This window comes from Pseudomonas marginalis (assembly GCF_900105325.1).
Classification (GTDB): domain Bacteria; phylum Pseudomonadota; class Gammaproteobacteria; order Pseudomonadales; family Pseudomonadaceae; genus Aquipseudomonas; species Aquipseudomonas marginalis.
Genome location: NZ_FNSU01000004.1, coordinates 501,110 through 517,051, shown reverse-complemented (window position 1 = coordinate 517,051; position 15,942 = coordinate 501,110). Strand labels below are relative to the sequence as shown.

Annotated in this window: 16 protein-coding genes; 3 read left to right on the top strand and 13 right to left on the bottom strand. The window is 61.0% G+C overall.

Annotated features, from left to right (window positions below):
• Positions 1 to 253: 253 nt before the first annotated feature.
• The 9 genes from hflC to BLW22_RS32860 all read right to left on the bottom strand — a co-directional run bounded on the left by hflC (position 254) and on the right by BLW22_RS32860 (position 9,700).
• Complete coding sequence (gene hflC, locus BLW22_RS32900) at positions 254 to 1,120, bottom strand: protease modulator HflC (RefSeq protein ID WP_010213607.1); 867 nt, start codon at positions 1,118 to 1,120, stop codon at positions 254 to 256.
• On the bottom strand, positions 1,120 to 2,295 hold the full coding sequence (gene hflK, locus BLW22_RS32895; RefSeq protein WP_065925625.1) for an FtsH protease activity modulator HflK: 1,176 nt from the start codon (positions 2,293 to 2,295) through the stop codon (positions 1,120 to 1,122). Before hflK ends, hflC begins: the two co-directional genes overlap by 1 nt.
• A gap of 96 nt (positions 2,296 to 2,391) precedes the next feature.
• Positions 2,392 to 3,693, bottom strand: coding sequence for a ribosome rescue GTPase HflX (gene hflX, locus BLW22_RS32890; RefSeq protein ID WP_027604899.1), 1,302 nt, complete (start codon positions 3,691 to 3,693; stop codon positions 2,392 to 2,394).
• Positions 3,694 to 3,705: 12 nt separating this feature from the next.
• On the bottom strand, positions 3,706 to 3,966 hold the full coding sequence (gene hfq / locus BLW22_RS32885; RefSeq protein WP_003171355.1) for an RNA chaperone Hfq: 261 nt from the start codon (positions 3,964 to 3,966) through the stop codon (positions 3,706 to 3,708).
• Between the two features lie 94 nt (positions 3,967 to 4,060).
• Positions 4,061 to 5,032, bottom strand: a complete 972-nt coding sequence (miaA, locus tag BLW22_RS32880) for a tRNA (adenosine(37)-N6)-dimethylallyltransferase MiaA (protein WP_074848585.1) — start codon at positions 5,030 to 5,032, stop codon at positions 4,061 to 4,063.
• Positions 5,032 to 6,945, bottom strand: coding sequence for a DNA mismatch repair endonuclease MutL (gene mutL / locus BLW22_RS32875; protein ID WP_065925627.1), 1,914 nt, complete (start codon positions 6,943 to 6,945; stop codon positions 5,032 to 5,034). Before mutL ends, miaA begins: the two co-directional genes overlap by 1 nt.
• Positions 6,945 to 8,366: an N-acetylmuramoyl-L-alanine amidase gene (locus tag BLW22_RS32870; RefSeq protein WP_027604902.1), complete on the bottom strand. Its 1,422-nt coding sequence runs from the start codon at positions 8,364 to 8,366 to the stop codon at positions 6,945 to 6,947. The genes mutL and BLW22_RS32870 overlap by 1 nt, the downstream gene beginning before the upstream one ends.
• A 15-nt stretch (positions 8,367 to 8,381) precedes the next feature.
• Positions 8,382 to 8,852 (bottom strand): tRNA (adenosine(37)-N6)-threonylcarbamoyltransferase complex ATPase subunit type 1 TsaE, encoded by a 471-nt coding sequence (gene tsaE / locus BLW22_RS32865; RefSeq protein ID WP_065925628.1) that lies wholly within the window; start codon positions 8,850 to 8,852, stop codon positions 8,382 to 8,384.
• The gene (locus BLW22_RS32860) at positions 8,840 to 9,700 is read right to left on the bottom strand and encodes an NAD(P)H-hydrate dehydratase (protein ID WP_065925629.1); all 861 of its coding nucleotides are present in this window, start codon (positions 9,698 to 9,700) and stop codon (positions 8,840 to 8,842) included. Before BLW22_RS32860 ends, tsaE begins: the two co-directional genes overlap by 13 nt.
• 63 nt (positions 9,701 to 9,763) lie before the next feature.
• On the opposite strand from BLW22_RS32860, the gene queG reads away from it, so the two are divergent.
• Positions 9,764 to 10,828, top strand: a complete 1,065-nt coding sequence (gene queG, locus BLW22_RS32855; RefSeq protein ID WP_065946607.1) for a tRNA epoxyqueuosine(34) reductase QueG — start codon at positions 9,764 to 9,766, stop codon at positions 10,826 to 10,828.
• Here queG and BLW22_RS32850 read toward each other — a convergent pair.
• Positions 10,825 to 11,442 carry a trimeric intracellular cation channel family protein gene (locus BLW22_RS32850; RefSeq protein WP_174562755.1) on the bottom strand — a complete coding sequence of 206 codons (618 nt, stop codon included), beginning with the start codon at positions 11,440 to 11,442 and terminating at the stop codon, positions 10,825 to 10,827. The genes queG and BLW22_RS32850 overlap by 4 nt on opposite strands.
• A 172-nt stretch (positions 11,443 to 11,614) precedes the next feature.
• The gene (orn, locus tag BLW22_RS32845) at positions 11,615 to 12,157 is read right to left on the bottom strand and encodes an oligoribonuclease (RefSeq protein WP_010213620.1); all 543 of its coding nucleotides are present in this window, start codon (positions 12,155 to 12,157) and stop codon (positions 11,615 to 11,617) included.
• A 108-nt stretch (positions 12,158 to 12,265) separates the two neighbouring features.
• On the opposite strand from orn, the gene rsgA reads away from it, so the two are divergent.
• Both rsgA and BLW22_RS32835 read left to right on the top strand, forming a co-directional pair.
• Positions 12,266 to 13,297 (top strand): small ribosomal subunit biogenesis GTPase RsgA, encoded by a 1,032-nt coding sequence (rsgA, locus tag BLW22_RS32840; RefSeq protein ID WP_065925631.1) that lies wholly within the window; start codon positions 12,266 to 12,268, stop codon positions 13,295 to 13,297.
• 286 nt (positions 13,298 to 13,583) lie between these two features.
• A complete protein-coding gene (locus BLW22_RS32835; RefSeq protein WP_074848580.1) occupies positions 13,584 to 13,979 on the top strand; it encodes a type II toxin-antitoxin system PemK/MazF family toxin in 396 nt (131 codons plus the stop codon).
• A 62-nt stretch (positions 13,980 to 14,041) separates the two neighbouring features.
• On the opposite strand, the gene motB is transcribed toward BLW22_RS32835, so the two are convergent.
• Complete coding sequence (gene motB, locus BLW22_RS32830) at positions 14,042 to 15,058, bottom strand: flagellar motor protein MotB (RefSeq protein WP_065925633.1); 1,017 nt, start codon at positions 15,056 to 15,058, stop codon at positions 14,042 to 14,044.
• 3 nt (positions 15,059 to 15,061) lie between these two features.
• On the bottom strand, positions 15,062 to 15,913 hold the full coding sequence (motA, locus tag BLW22_RS32825; protein ID WP_053139364.1) for a flagellar motor stator protein MotA: 852 nt from the start codon (positions 15,911 to 15,913) through the stop codon (positions 15,062 to 15,064).
• Positions 15,914 to 15,942 lie beyond the last annotated feature (29 nt).

Sequence of the window (15,942 nt, the reverse complement as noted above, 5' to 3'; positions counted from 1 at the left end):
GAGCCTTGAGTGAAGCAGAAAATACCCGCCCCCTGCATAAACCACGCGCAAGAGCGACGTGACGAACGACCTGTTAACGGCCTCGTCGGGCACTTTCCTCGAAAAACCTGTCACGCCTGCCGAATCAAACATGCAGACGCAAAAAAGCCGGGAATTTCCCGGCTGCCGCATCATACACCCGTTTTCTGAAAGGATCACCCCGCCAGGCGTTTTAGCCGCCCGACGGAGTGCGCCCTACAAAATCACGGGCTGGTTACTTGGACTTTTCCAGGTAGCGGAAGAAGTCGCTGCTTGGGTCCAGCACCATGACGTCGGTTTTGTTCGCGAAGCTTTCACGGTAGGCACGCAGGCTACGGTAGAACGCGTAGAACTCCTGGTCCTGGCCGTAAGCCTTGGCGTAGATCGCCGCGGCTTGAGCATCACCATCACCACGGGCCTCTTCAGACTCGCGATAGGCTTCTGCCAGCAGTACACGGCGCTGACGGTCGGCATCCGCACGGATACCTTCAGCCAGCTCGTTACCCTTGGCACGGTGCTCACGAGCCTCACGCTCACGCTCGGTGCTCATGCGCTCGAACACGCTGCGGTTCACTTCCTTCGGCAAATCGATGGCCTTGACCCGAACATCGACAACTTCGATGCCCAGTTCTTTTTCCGCCATCGTATTCAACGAACGGGTGATATCCGCCATCAGCGCATCACGTTCACCGGACACCACCTCGTGCAGGGTGCGCTTACCAAACTGGTCACGCAGGCCCGACTCCAGACGGCGCGACAAACGCTCGTCGGCAATCTGCTTGAGGCCGGAGGTCGCAGTGTAGAAGCGCTCGGCATCCTTGACGCGCCACTTGGCGTAGGCGTCAACCATCACGGCTTTCTTTTCCAGGGTCAGGAAGCGCTGTGTCGGTGCATCCAGGGTCATCAGGCGGGCGTCGAACTTGCGCACCTGGTTGACGTAAGGGACTTTCACATGCAGGCCCGGCTGGACATCCGCCTGGACCACGCGACCGAATTGCAGCAGCACCGCTCGCTCGGTCTGAGCCACGATGTAGAAGCAGTTCCAGGCAGCGATGACCACGACGACGCCCACAATCAGGGCGGTCAGCGATTTATTGCTCATCAACGACTCTCCCTGGTACGTGTTTGCTGTTGCAGCAAGTCAGCGGCCGCACGGGCGCTCGCTTCATTGGCAGCGGCATTGGAACCGGTGGACGGTGCACTGGAGCTGCTGCGACCACCTTCGATCATCTTGTCCAGCGGCAGGTACAGCAGGTTGTTCTGCCCACCCTTGCTGCCGGTCACGAGGACCTTGCTGGTATTGCTGAAGACTTCCTGCATGGTGTCCAGGTACAGACGCTCACGCGTCACTTCAGGCGCCTTGCGATACTCGGCGACCAGCTTGGTAAAGCGATCCGCTTCACCCTTGGCACGGGAGACCACTTCGTCACGGTAACCATTGGCATCCTCAAGGATACGCTGGGCCTGGCCACGGGCTTCCGGCACGACGCCGTTGGCGTAGGTTTCAGCCTGGTTGCGCGAACGCTGTTCGTCTTCACGGGCGCGGATCACGTCGTCGAACGCTTCCTGCACTTCACGCGGTGCCGCTGCGCTCTGTACGTTCACCTGGGTGACGGTGATACCGGTGCGATAGGTATCGAGGAACCGTTGCAGGCGCTCCTTGATTTCGCTGGCCATCAGTTCACGGCCTTCGGTCAGCACCTGGTCCATGGCGGTGGAACCCACCACGTGGCGCAGGGCGCTTTCGGTTGCGTGTTGCAGGCTGATTTCCGGCTGATCGACATTCAGCACGAAGTCCTGCAGGTTGCTGATCTTGTACTGCACGGTCAGCGGAACTTCGACGATATTCTCGTCTTCGGTCAGCATCTGGCCCTGCTTGGTGTAGGCACGCTCACGCGTGACGTTCTCCATGTACTTCTTGTCGATCGGCGGGAAATAGATATTCAGGCCAGGACCGACAGTCTCGTAGTACTTGCCGAAGCGCAGCACCACGGCTTGCTCCTGCTCGTCCACGACGTATACGGCGCTGTACAGCCATACGGCCGCCAGCACGACAAGACCCAGGCCCAGCAGGCCGTAGCCGCCGCCCTTGCTGGTGCGACCACCTTCATCACCACCCCGTTTTTTTCCACCACCGAACAACCCATTCAGGCTTTCCTGCAGCTTTCGGAAGGCCTCGTCGAGATCTGGTGGCCCCTTGCGGTCGCCATTATTGCGGCGCTTACCACCCCAAGGATCCTGATTATTCGAGTTGCCACCCGGCTCATTCCAAGCCATAGCGCTCTCCATCTGATAAAGCAAAGACGCACCCACGGCGCGCCGACCAATGCTACAGAATGCCTGCTACTGCGGCACAACCGCTTTCTGAGGCTTTTATTGCAAAGTGTGTTGTTCGATGAACTCTGTCGGTACTACGCCTTCACGGCTGACCAGCCGATTGAGCTCCGAGCGCGGCAATCGAACGGCCAGCAAGCTGACACCTTCTTCGTCGTGTTCTTCTTTCTGTACCGCGCCCAGCTCGAAAAACTGTGCACGCAGTCGAGCAAAACGCTGAGGCAAGCGCAAGGTGCCGACGAACAAATCGCTGCCGAGCAATTCGGCAATGGCTTGTTCAAGCAGCTCCAAACCACTGCCATCGCGCGCCGACAGCCAGACCCGCTGGGGCTTGCCGTTCTCGTCGCGCTGGATTTGTGGCTCAACGCCTTCAAGCAAATCGAGTTTGTTATAGACCTCGAGGATCGGCAAGTCCTGGGCACCAATCTCACCCAGCACGACCATCACCTGTTCAATCTGCAACATGCGATCCGGTTCGGCCGCATCGATCACGTGCAACAACAGGTCGGAATTGCTCGACTCTTCGAGCGTAGACCGAAATGCCTCGACCAGCTTGTGGGGCAGGTGCCGAATGAAACCCACGGTGTCGGCCAGGACAATCGGCCCCAGGTCGTCAATATCCAGACGGCGCAAGGTCGGGTCGAGGGTAGCGAACAGTTGGTCAGCCGCGTACACGTCCGATTTGGTCACGTTGTTGAACAGCGTGGACTTGCCGGCGTTGGTGTAGCCCACCAGCGATACGGTAGGAATATCGGCACGCGAACGGCCACGTCGCGATTGCTCGCGCTGGCTGCGCACCTTCTCCAGTCGGCCCTTGATCTGACGCAGGCGAACCCGCAGCAGGCGTCGGTCGGTTTCCAGCTGGGTTTCACCCGGGCCCCGCATGCCGATACCGCCACCCTGACGCTCAAGGTGAGTCCAACCGCGAACCAGCCGGGTGCTCATGTGGTCAAGCTGGGCCAGTTCTACCTGGAGCTTGCCCTCATGGGTACGGGCGCGCTGGGCGAAAATATCGAGAATCAGGCCGGTGCGGTCGATCACGCGACACTCGAATACACGTTCGAGGTTACGTTCCTGACTGGGCGTGAGGGTGTGATTGAAGATCACCAGATCGGCTTCTTCGGCATGGACCAGGTCGCGCAATTCCTCGACCTTGCCGCTGCCAATCAGGAATTTGGCGGTTGGCCGATGACGCGGCACGTTAAAAAACGCAACGGTCTCGGCGCCGGCCGAATTTGCCAACTCCTGAAACTCCTGCGGATCTTCGCGCGCCTCAGGGTCCTGTCCATCCAAGTGAACGAGGATGACTCGCTCACCACCACCGTGGCGCTCAAAGAACAAAGGAGACTCCTATCAGGCGTTACCTGGCTCAGCGTCAGCTGCATCATCACCGGCGGCGCTAGGCAGACGGATTGGACGAACTGGAACCACTGTCGAGATAGCGTGCTTGTAGACCATCTGGCTGACGGTGTTTTTCAGCAGGATCACGAACTGGTCAAACGACTCGATCGTGCCTTGCAGCTTGATACCGTTGACCAGATAGATGGAAACCCCCACTTTCTCTTTACGTAAAGTATTCAAGTAAGGGTCTTGTAGCGAATGCCCTTTTGACATGTGCCGCACTCCTTTAAGGATCAATAATAAAAAATCGGAAAATAGATAGCTTATGGCCGTCACACCCCCAAGGATAGACGGCAATTGCAAGGACTCAGCTCAATATGGAGACCGTTCCCAAGTATTTCAAGGCGCGTGACAGATTGTCGCTGTCCAGGCTGTCCAACCAGTGCAAATCGCTCCAGCTGCGCAGCCAGGTGAACTGGCGCTTCGCTAATTGGCGCGTGGCAATGATGCCGCGCTCCTGCATTTCGGCTGACGTCAGCTTGCCATCCAGATGATCCCAGACTTGGCGGTAGCCTACAGCACGTATCGAAGGTAACCCTGGATGCAGGTCACCTCTTGACCGCAGTGCTACGACCTCGTCCACAAACCCCTGTTCCAACATAATTGTGAATCTTTGTGCAATTCGTTCATGCAGCACCTGGCGATTTGCCGGAGCGATGGCCAGATTCGCCACAGTATAGGGCAATTGTGACTGTCCAGATGCGCCTGCATCAGCACTTTGCGCAGTTTGTTTCAGCCGCAGTTCAGTCATGGTCTGCCCGCTGACCCGCCAGACTTCCAGAGCGCGGCTGAGGCGCTGGGGATCATTGGGGTGAATACGCGCGGCAGATACCGGATCAACCACTGCCAACTGGTCGTGCAGGGCTTGCCAGCCAAGGCGTGCAGCCTCTTCTTCGAGTTCAGCGCGCACCTGGGCATCGGCGGGCGGCATGTCGGCCAGCCCTTCCTGCAAAGCCTTGTAGTAGAGCATCGTGCCGCCCACCAGCAAGGGGATGTTGCCCCGCGCGGTGATTTGCGCCATGGCGGCCAGGGCGTCAGTGCGGAAATCCGCTGCGGAATAGCTCTCGGCCGGGTCGATGATGTCGATCAACCGGTGCGGATGCTGCGCCAGCAGCGCTTTGGAAGGCTTGGCGGTGCCGATGTCCATGTCCCGGTAAACCAGGGCTGAGTCGACACTGATCAGCTCGCACGGCAGCACCTTGGTGAGCTCGATGGCCAGGTCGGTCTTGCCGGCGGCCGTGGGGCCCATCAGGAAGATTGCGGGGGGCAAGGCACTCATCAACGGCCGCGCAAGAACAGTTTGTCCAGATCGTCCAGGCCCATCTGGGTCCAGGTCGGACGGCCATGGTTGCACTGGCCGCTGCGTTCGGTGTTTTCCATGTCGCGCAGCAGGCCGTTCATTTCCGGCAAGGCCAGGCGGCGATTGGCGCGGATGGCGCCGTGGCAGGCCATGGTGCCGAGCAGTTCGTTGATGTGTGCCTGGATACGGTCACTGGTGCCGTACTCCATCAGGTCAGCCAATACATCGGCCACCAGCCGGTTGGCTTCGGCCTGCTTGAGCAGCGCGGGAATCTGGCGAATCGCCAGGGTCTCAGGGCCCAGGCGCTGCAACTCGAAGCCCAGTTTCTGGAACACACCATGATGTTCTTCAGCGCAATCGGCCTCACGCTGGCTGACGGCCAGGGATTCCGGCACCAGCAACGGCTGGCCACTCAGGCCTTCGCTGGCCATGGCGATCTTCAGGCGCTCGTACATGATCCGCTCGTGAGCGGCATGCATGTCCACCAGCACCAGGCCATGGGCATTTTCCGCGAGGATGTAGATGCCCTTGAGCTGCGCCAACGCGTAGCCCAGGGGTGGGATATCACCGCCACCTTCCGGCAAGGCCACGGCGCCCGGCTCGGCACCTGGCAGCGGCGCAAAGAACTCACGATAGGCAGCCTGCGCTTCGGCGACCGGCACGGCCGATTGCGGACGCGGTGTGTATTGGTACTGATAACCCGCTCCCGAGCCAGAGCCCGGCGCCGTATAGCTCGGCTGGGGTTGCGGCGATTGCAGCAGGTTTGCCGCCAGGCTCATTTCGCCCTGAGGGCCAAACTCGCCCGCTTCGGGGCCGCTCGGCCGCACCACCGCCGTCACGATGGGCGCAGACAACTGGTCATCCGGGCGCACATCGCCCAGGGCACGGTGCAAGGTGCCATAGAGGAAGTCATGCACCATGCGCCCGTCACGGAAGCGCACTTCGTGCTTGGTCGGGTGCACGTTGACGTCCACTACCGAAGGGTCGACCTCGAAAAACAGCACAAAGGTCGGATGCCGACCGTTGAACAACACATCGCGATAAGCCTGGCGCACCGCGTGGGCCACCAGCTTGTCGCGTACCGCCCGGCCATTTACAAAGAAATACTGCAAGTCCGCCTGGCTTCGGGAAAACGTCGGCAAACCGACCCAACCCCACAGCCGCAGGCCATTGCGTTCGACTTCAATCGGCAGCGCCTGCTCCAGGAACCCCGCACCGCACACTGCCGCGACACGGCGAGCACGCGCGGCGTCGTCGTTGGCTTCGTGCAGGCTGAGGATGGTCTTGCCGTTGTGGCGCAGGTGAAACGCCACATCGAAACGCGCCAGGGCCAGGCGCTTGATGACTTCTTGCAGGTGATCGAATTCGGTTTTTTCGGCCTTGAGGAATTTGCGCCGCGCCGGGGTGTTGAAGAACAAGTCGCGCACTTCCACAGAGGTGCCCACCGGGTGGGCAGCCGGCTGGACCCGAGGCGCCATGTCGCGGCCTTCGGTCTCCACCTGCCAGGCTTGCTCGGCATCACGGGTGCGCGACGTCAGGGTCAGACGGGCCACGGAACTGATGGAAGCCAATGCCTCACCGCGAAAGCCCAGGCTCATCACCCGCTCCAGGTCTTCCAGGTCGCGGATCTTGCTGGTGGCGTGACGGGCCAGGGCCAGCGGCAGGTCATCGGAGGAGATCCCGCTGCCATCGTCGCGGACACGCAGCAGCTTGACGCCGCCCTGCTCCACATCGACATCGATGCGTCGGGCGCCGGAGTCGATGCTGTTCTCCAGCAATTCCTTGATCACCGATGCCGGCCGCTCAACGACCTCGCCCGCCGCAATCTGGTTGGCGAGGCGCGGGCTGAGCAATTCAATGCGCGACCCGCTGTTCAAGACTGATTCGCTCATTACTGTGCCGCCAATTCAGTGCCGGGGATGGTCAATACCTGGCCGATTTTCAACTCATCGCTCTTCAGGTTGTTGGCGCTGCGCAGGGACGCGGCCGAGACCTGGAAACGCACGGCCAGCATGGCCACGGTGTCGCCGGGCTGCACGCGATGGTCGCGCGGGCCCTGGGCGATTTTGCCGGAGTCGCGCAGCCAGGCAATGTAGGTGCCTGGCGGCGGGTTCTGCTGGAAGAACTGGCGCACGCCAGCACTGATGGAGCGCGCCAAGGCCTGCTGGTGGCTGGCACTGGCCAGCTTCGAGGCTTCGTTGGCATTGGAGATAAACCCGGTTTCCACCAGGATCGATGGGATGTCCGGCGACTTCAACACCATGAACCCGGCCTGTTCCACGCGCTGCTTATGCAACGAGGTCACCCGGCCGATGTTGCTCAACACCTTCTGGCCGACGTTCAAGCTGGAGGTCAGCGAGGCCGTCATCGACAGATCAAGCAGTACCCCGGCGAGCATCTTGTCCTTGTCATCGAGGGACACGTTGCCGGCCCCGCCGATCAAGTCGGAACGGTTTTCGCTGTCGGCCAGCCAGCGCGCGGTCTCGGACGTGGCGCCGCGATCCGACAGGGCAAACACCGAAGCACCGAAGGCCGCCGTCGAAGGCGCGGCGTCCGCATGGATCGAGACGAACAGGTCGGCGCCCTTCTTACGGGCGATTTCGGTACGGCCGCGCAACGGAATGAAGTAGTCGCCGGTACGGGTCAGTTCGGCGCGGTAGCCTTTCATGCCGTTGACCTGGCGCTGCAGCTCACGGGCGATGGCCAGCACCACGTCTTTCTCATGCTGGCCGCGCGAACCGGAGGCGCCCGGGTCTTCACCGCCGTGGCCGGCATCGATCACCACGATAATGTCGCGCTTGCCGGCCGGCGCTGGCGGCGGCGGTGGCAGCTTGACCTGAGGCTGGGACGGGTTGACCGGTACGGCCGGCACTGTCGCCACGGCCGGGGTTGGCGCCGGCGGCGGCGCGGCATCGGCGGCGTTGTCGAACAGATCGACCACCAGCCGGTTGCCGTATTGGGCGTTTGGCGCCAGGGAGAAGCTTTTCGGGGTCACGACCTTTTTCAGGTCGATTACCACCCGCAGGTCGGTCGGCGTGCGCTGCGCCGAGCGCATGGCGGTAATCGGCGTGTTGGCGGTGGACACGTTCAACGGCGCGGCCAGGGTCGCACCATTGATGTCGATCACCAGGCGATCGGGCGCCGTGAGGGTAAAGACACTGTGCTGGACCGGGCCAGACAGGTCGAACACCAGTCGCGTGTTATCCGGCGCTCGCCACAGGCGAACACTCTTCACCTGTGAAGCAGCCAGAGCATTGACAGTCATTGCCGCAAGCAACACCCCTACGACAGCAACCAACGCGCGAAAGCGCATACCTAACCCCACCAATTATTTGAATTCCAAAGCCAGAGCGGCGCACCACGACTCACCGCGCGCGCCCTGGGGCAACAACTTCAGCTGACGTCCGTGATCATGCGGCGTAATGGTAATGGTCAGGTCCGGCTTTGGCAAAAAGCCTGTGCCTTTATCTGGCCACTCAATCAGGCACAGCGCGGCTTCATCGAAGTAATCACGGATGCCCATGAATTCGAGTTCTTCGGGATCCACCAGGCGGTAGAGGTCGAAATGGAAAGCCCGCACTGCGCCGATCTCGTAGGGTTCAACCAGGGTGAACGTGGGACTCTTGACCGCCCCGGTGTGGCCCAGACCGCGAATGATCCCCCGGGACAGCGTGGTCTTGCCCGCCCCCAGGTCGCCTTCAAGAAAGATCAGGCCTGACCCGGCCGTGACCTGGGCAATACGCTGACCTAACGCCACCATGGCCTCTTCATCGGCCAGGAAAAGAATTACTTCAGACACGGCGACTGTTCCTCCAGCAATTGACGAATGGCGGGTATCAGGTCGCTGGCGGCCAGCCCGCGACCAAAGCTGCCCTGGCGATCCCCTGCCGTGGCGTGCAACCAGACGGCCAGGCAGCTGGCTTCATAAGCCGGCATGCCCTGGGCCAGCAGCGCACCTACCAGGCCGGCCAAAACGTCACCGAGGCCCGCCGTCGCCATCGCCGGATGGCCTTGGTCACAGCGTGAAACGCGCCCGTCCGGGCTGGCAATCAAACTGCCAGCACCCTTGAGGATAGCCACTGCATTGAATTTCTGGCTCAACGCGCGCGCCACCTTAAGACGATCGGCCTGAACCTCGGCTGTCGAAATACCCAACAAGCGCGCCGCCTCCCCAGGATGCGGAGTGATCACGCAATGGGCCGGCAGGCTCACACTGCCAGTCGCCAGTTGATTGAGTGCATCGGCATCCCAGACCTGCGGCTGCCGTGCATTGGCTGCAACAGACAACAGGCTTTTACCCCAGGCGGCTTCGCCCAGGCCGGGGCCAATGACGATTACCGAGATTTTTTCCAGCAAGCCCATCAACTGGTTGGCCGAGCTCACGCCGACGCTCATGACTTCCGGCAAACGGGCCAGCGCGGCCGGCACATGCTCAAGTCGAGTGGCCAGGGACACCATGCCCGCGCCACTGCGCAGGGCACTTTCGGCACTCAACAGCGCGGCACCGCCAAAGCCCCGGTCGCCGCCAATCATCAACAGGTGGCCGAACTGGCCTTTATGGGCGTCCGGGGAACGCGCAGCCAGTTGCGGCAAATGGCCGTGCAACAAAGGCTGAACGTCGGTTATTTCGTGTTTTGTCTGCGGCATGCGTCTTCAAGCTCCGATGTCTGGCAGAATTATACGCATCTAACCTGTGGTTTCCCGTGTCTCATGCCCGCTATTACCTCCGATCTGCCCGCCCTCGCCCAATCGATCAAGGACTGGGGCCGCGAGCTGGGCTTTCAACAAGTCGGCATCAGCGGCCTGGACCTGGCCGAGCATGAACAACATCTGCAACGCTGGCTCGACGCGGGCTACCACGGCGAGATGGACTACATGGGCGCCCATGGCAGCAAACGCTCGCACCCGGACGAACTGGTGCCGGGTACCCTGCGCGTGGTGTCGCTACGCATGGATTACCTGCCCGGCGACACGCAGATGGCGCAACTGCTGGCAAAACCGGAAAAAGCCTACATCTCCCGTTATGCCCTGGGCCGCGACTACCACAAGCTGATCCGCAAGCGCGTGCAGCAGTTGGCCGACCGCATCCAGGCGCAGATCGGCCCTTTCGGCTTTCGCGCCTTTGTCGACAGCGCGCCCGTGCTGGAAAAGGCCATTGCCGAACAAGCGGGCCTTGGCTGGATCGGTAAAAACACCCTGGTGCTCAATCGCAAGGCCGGCAGTTATTTCTTCCTCAGCGAACTGTTTGTCGATTTGCCGCTGCCCGTGGATCCACCCCACGCCACGGAGCACTGCGGCCGCTGCACCGCCTGCCTGGATATCTGCCCCACCAACGCGTTTGTCGGCCCCTATGTGCTGGACGCCCGGCGCTGCATTTCCTACCTGACCATCGAACTCAAGAGCGCCATCCCTGAAGACCTGCGCCCGCTGATCGGCAATCGGGTATTCGGCTGCGATGACTGTCAGATCGTTTGTCCGTGGAATCGTTTCGCGCGACCCACTGCCGAGAGCGATTTCACGCCACGGCACAACCTGGATAACGCAGAACTGGCGGAGCTGTTCATGTGGGATGAGGATAAATTCCTCAGCAGTACCGAAGGCTCACCGTTGCGCCGTGCCGGTTACGAGCGCTGGCTGCGCAACCTGGCGGTGGGCCTGGGCAATGCGCCGTCGAGCATTCCGGTGCTGGAAGCCTTGAAGGCACGCCGGGATTACCCGTCGGAGCTGGTGCGCGAGCATGTGGAATGGGCGCTGAACCAGCACGCATCGCGCTAGTGCACGTCGTCGTTGTAGACGAACTTGGGCATTTCCCAGTGAAACCGGATCGCCAGCAGGCGCAATAGAAAGCCGCTGAACAGGGTCAGTAGAATCGCCTGCTCGCTGGGCAGTTCCAGGTAGCGGCACAGCAGGTAAAACCAGGCGGCGAGGAATGACACGCTGGCGTACAGTTCACGGCGGAAGATCAGCGGAATGTCGTTGCAGAAGATATCCCGCAGAATGCCGCCGAAGACGCCGGTGATCACCCCGCTGACCGAGGCCACCAGCATGCCGTGGCCCATTTCCAGGGCGGTCATGCAGCCGATCAAGGTGAAAGCAACCAGGCCCACGGCATCCAGCGCGAGGAACAGCGAGCGCAGGCGACGCATCAAGGGTGCGATAAAGATCGTCACCAGCGCCGCGATGGAGGTCAGCACCAGGTATTCCGGATGCTTGACCCACGTCAGCGGGTAGTGGCCGAGCAATACATCACGTACCGAGCCGCCGCCCAACGCCGTCACGCAGGCGATCAGCACCACACCAAACCAGTCCATGCCGCGCCGGCCGGCGGACAACGCGCCGGTCATGGCTTCGGCGGTGATGGCGATGAGGTAGAGCATCAGCAGCATGATGGCGATCCTTGTAGTGAGCGGGCTTGCCCCGCGCTGGGCTGCGCAGCAGCCCCAAATACTTGGCGATGATATCTATAGGGAGAAATGCGGCAACGGCAGTGGGGCCGCTACGCAGCCCAGCGCGGGGCAAGCCCGCTCACCACAGGAAGCCCGGACACGGTAAGAAACCGTTTCAAGCCTTGATGAAATGCTTGCGGTAATGCTGCAGCTCGGCGATCGACTCGCGAATATCATCCAGCGCCAAGTGCGTGCTGCCTTTATGGAAGCTGTCCTTGACCTCCGGCGCCCAGCGCGCAGCCAGTTCCTTGAGCGTGGACACATCCAGGTTGCGGTAGTGGAAGTAGCTTTCCAGCGCTTTCATATGGGTATAAAGGAAGCGACGGTCCTGACAGATGCTGTTGCCGCAGATCGGCGACTTGCCCTTGGGCACCCATTTCTCCAGGAAGGCAATGGTTTCGGCTTCGGCTTCGGCCATGCTGATGCGGCTGTCACGCACACGCTGAGTCAGGCCGGAGTTGCCGTGGGTGCGGGTGTTCCACTCGTCCATGGTGGCAAGCACGGCGTCGCTGTGGTGGATGGCGATCACCGGACCTTCGGCCAAGGTGTTGAGGTTGCTGTCGGTGACAATGGTCGCCATCTCGATGATGACGTCGGTGTCAGGGTTCAGACCGGTCATTTCCAGATCGATCCAAATCAGGTTCTGTGGGTTTTGCATGGCTTGATTCTCTTGGCACCTTGGCGTAGCTGCGCAGTTTAGCAGGCGGGGCCGTGCTAGACTCGCGACCGTTTTACCCAACCTTTGCATTATCGACACGGAACACCAATGGCCAAACGCCAGCTCAATCGTCGCCAAAACTGGCGCATCGAAAAGATTCAAGGTGAACGCGCCGCCCGCGCCGCCAAACGTGAATCCTCCGCCGTGGAAGCGCTCGAGGGCGGCGACCTGGGCCCCGAACAGACGGGACTGGTAATCGCGCACTTCGGTGTGCAGGTCGAAGTCGAGGCGCTGGAAGGCGAACTCGCGGGCCTGGTGTTCCGCTGCCACTTGCGTGCCAACCTGCCTGCGCTGGTCACCGGCGACAAGGTGGTATGGCGCGCCGGCAACCAGGGCATCGGCGTGATCGTCGCCCAACTGCCGCGCAGCACCGAACTGCGCCGCCCCGACAGCCGTGGCCAGCTCAAGCCGGTAGCGGCCAACGTCGACATGATCGTGATCGTGTTTGCACCACTGCCCGAGCCCCATGCCAACCTGATCGACCGCTACCTGGTGGCAGCCGAGCATGCCGGCATTCGCCCGTTGTTGCTGCTGAACAAATTCGACCTGATCGACGAGCAGAATGCCCCCGCGCTCAACGCGCTGCTGGCGGTCTACCGCACCCTGGGCTACCCGGTGCTGGAAGTCTCGGCCCATCACGGCAATGGCATGGAACAGCTGCAACAGCAGTTGGACGGACGTATCAGCGTCTTTGTCGGCCAGTCGGGCGTGGGCAAATCCTCGCTGGTCAATAGCCTGCTGCCGGAAGTCGATACCCGCGTGGGCCCGCTGTCGGAACTGTCCGGCCAGGGCACCCACACCACTACCACGGCGCGGCTGTTCCACTTCCCGGGCGGCGGTGAGTTGATCGACTCCCCGGGCATCCGTGAATTCGGCCTCGGCCACGTCAGCCGCAGCGACGTGGAAGCGGGCTTTATCGAATTCAACGACCTGATCGGCACCTGCCGCTTCCGCGATTGCAAACACGATCGCGAGCCGGGCTGCGCCCTGCTCAAGGCCCTGGAAGACGGCCGCGTGCAGCAGCAGCGGATGAACAGCTATCGGTCGATTATTGCGAGCTTGCCGGAAAGCAGTTATTGAGCAGGCACTTCCTGATACATATAAATGGAGACGTAAAGCACCCTACTCCATTGATTTAGCGGGAGCTGGCATCAAGAATTCGGCACAACTGGGTGGCTCACCGACGCAAGCCAGCTTGAATTCGACATTCCTGATGCCCATAATCGCTCCGTCACCAGCGCAGGCTGGCAGGAGTCTGGATCCTTTTCGGGGTTGATCCAGCGGCGCAGAAGGGGCGATGCAAGCTCCACTGCGTGTCGAATGAAGCCGCCTTCGGGCGGCTTTGCTTTTTGTGGGGAATTGACGATTGACTCTCTACTATCATCCCAAACAAGGCGATGTGCTGCTTTGTGACTTCACCCGCGGCTTTGTGGCCCCGGAGATGCTCAAGATCCGCAAGGTGGTGGTGATATCCCCTACAGCCACCCACAAGCGCAAACTCTGTACCGTTGTACCGATCTCCTCTACCGCGCCGGAGATCCAGTACGACTGGCATCACCTGCTTCGTACAAATCCACTTCAATCCGATGGCGACAAAGAGCTGTGGGTGAAGTGCGACATGATTTATACCGTCAGCTTCGAGCGCCTCGACAAGCTGCATAGAAAGACCCGATCCAAAGGACGAGATTACTTCGTGCCACGCTTGGGCACCGACGACATGCAAGGCGTGATCAGCGGGGTCAAGGCCTATCTACCACTCTGAGTAGAAATGAAAACGCCCCGATCAGTCGGGGCGTTTTCATTGGTAGACACGCTGTATATGGCTTAGGACCCCGTCGCCGGCGCCGTAGGGTCTTTCACGCCGCCATCATCAAACAGGTTCAGCTTCTGCCGCAGCTCATGGGCCGGCAATGGCTCCTGGCCGGGCGGGATGGCATGTGGGTCGGCCGGCACTTCACCCGGCGCACCTGCTCCCGGGGTCGGTTGTGGTGGCGGCTGATCGCCTTCAATCGCACGCTGGGCCTTTTTGGTCAGCACCACGATATCGATGCGGCGGTTGATCGGGTTGAACGGATCCTTCGCATCAAACAGTTGCGAGGACGCAAACCCCACCACCCGCGCCACTTGCGGGTCGGGATAGCTGCCGGCCACCAGCGCACGACGCGCGGCGTTGGCACGGTTGGCGGAAAGCTCCCAGTTGCCGAAGTCACCCTGGCCCGCGTAAGGCTTGGCATCGGTGTGGCCGCTGATGCTGATCTTGTTCGGCACCGCCTTGATAGTGTCGGCCATGGCCAGCAGGATGTCTTCAAAGTACGGTTTCAAGCGTGCGCTGCCAGAGTCGAACATCGGCCGGTTGGCGGCGTCGGTGATCTGGATACGCAAGCCATCCGGGGTGATCTCGAACGAAATCTGATCCTTGAACTTCAGCAGTTGCGGGTTTTCCTCCACCTTGTTCTGCAACTCTTGCAGTAACAGCTCAAGACGTTCCTGCTCGACCTGCTCGGCCATGGCTTCGACGGTATCGCGCTCGATCGGGATTTTTTCCTGCGGTGCTTCGGTCTTGACTTCCGGGTTGATGGTGCGCTCAGGCGCCAATTGCGGCGAACCGCCCAGGTCGATCACAAAGGGCGTGCCGCTTTCCGAGAAGCCAATCGGGTCTTTGAAGTAGCCGGCAATGGCGATCTTCTGTTCGGGCGTGGCGGTGGACATCAGCCACAGCACCAGGAAGAACGCCATCATCGCCGTGGCAAAGTCGGCGAAAGCGATTTTCCAGGCGCCGCCATGGTGCCCCGCAGCGAAGCGCTTGACGCGCTTGATGATTATCGGCTGGTTGTTTTCCATGGCTTAGCGACCGCGAACCGCTTGTTCCAGCTCGGCGAAGCTTGGGCGATGCTTCGGGTACAGCACCTTGCGACCGAACTCCACCGCCAACGAAGGCGGCATGCCGGAAGCGGACGCCACCAGGCTGGCCTTGATCGATTCGTACAGGTTGATTTCTTCCTTGGCATCGTGGGCCAGGGAGGTCGCCAGCGGGCCGAAGAAGCCGTAGGCTGCGAGAATACCGAAGAAGGTACCCACCAGCGCCGCACCTACGTGCATGCCGATAGCCGCCTGGTCACCTTCCCCCAGGGAAGCCATGGTTACCACGATACCCAGCACCGCCGCGACGATACCGAAGCCGGGCATGCCGTCGGCTACACCGGTCACGGCATGGGAAGGATGCTCCAATTCTTCCTTGAGGCTGAACAATTCCATGTCGAACAGGCCCTCAAGCTCATGGGGAGCCATGTTGCCGGAGGACATGATGCGCAGGTAGTCACAGATGTAGGCGGTCATGCGCTCATCTTTGAGCACGGCCGGGTACTTGGCGAAAATCGGGCTGGCCGCGGCGTCCTCGATGTCGGCCTCGATGGCCATCATGCCTTCGCGGCGGCTCTTGTTGAGGATCTCGTAAACCAGGCCCAACACTTCCAGATAGAACGTGTGGGTGAAACGCGAACCGAACATGCCCAGCGACTTCTTGATCACGTGCATGGTCATGTAGCCGGGGTTCGCCTGCAGGAAGGCACCCAGTGCCGCACCACCGATAATCATCACCTCGAAAGGCTGGATCAGTGCCGCAATTTTACCGTGGGACAGGACGTAGCCGCCGAGCACGCTCGCGAAGACGACGATAATGCCGATAATTTTAGCCATAGGAGATGAGTACTTGCGCCGTCGGGTTC

Excerpts from the sequence above, each read along its gene's own strand:
- hflK (WP_065925625.1), bottom strand. The coding sequence starts at position 2,295 with ATGGCTTGGAATGAGCCGGGTGGCAACTCGAATAATCAGGATCCTTGG.
- BLW22_RS32870 (WP_027604902.1), bottom strand. The coding sequence starts at position 8,366 with ATGCGCTTTCGCGCGTTGGTTGCTGTCGTAGGGGTGTTGCTTGCGGCA.
- miaA (WP_074848585.1), bottom strand. The coding sequence starts at position 5,032 with ATGAGTGCCTTGCCCCCCGCAATCTTCCTGATGGGCCCCACGGCCGCC.
- motA (WP_053139364.1), bottom strand. The coding sequence starts at position 15,913 with ATGGCTAAAATTATCGGCATTATCGTCGTCTTCGCGAGCGTGCTCGGC.
- orn (WP_010213620.1), bottom strand. The coding sequence starts at position 12,157 with ATGCAAAACCCACAGAACCTGATTTGGATCGATCTGGAAATGACCGGT.
- hfq (WP_003171355.1), bottom strand. The coding sequence starts at position 3,966 with ATGTCAAAAGGGCATTCGCTACAAGACCCTTACTTGAATACTTTACGT.
- hflC (WP_010213607.1), bottom strand. The coding sequence starts at position 1,120 with ATGAGCAATAAATCGCTGACCGCCCTGATTGTGGGCGTCGTCGTGGTC.
- rsgA (WP_065925631.1), top strand. The coding sequence starts at position 12,266 with ATGGCCAAACGCCAGCTCAATCGTCGCCAAAACTGGCGCATCGAAAAG.
- queG (WP_065946607.1), top strand. The coding sequence starts at position 9,764 with ATGCCCGCTATTACCTCCGATCTGCCCGCCCTCGCCCAATCGATCAAG.
- mutL (WP_065925627.1), bottom strand. The coding sequence starts at position 6,945 with ATGAGCGAATCAGTCTTGAACAGCGGGTCGCGCATTGAATTGCTCAGC.
- BLW22_RS32860 (WP_065925629.1), bottom strand. The coding sequence starts at position 9,700 with ATGCCGCAGACAAAACACGAAATAACCGACGTTCAGCCTTTGTTGCAC.
- motB (WP_065925633.1), bottom strand. The coding sequence starts at position 15,058 with ATGGAAAACAACCAGCCGATAATCATCAAGCGCGTCAAGCGCTTCGCT.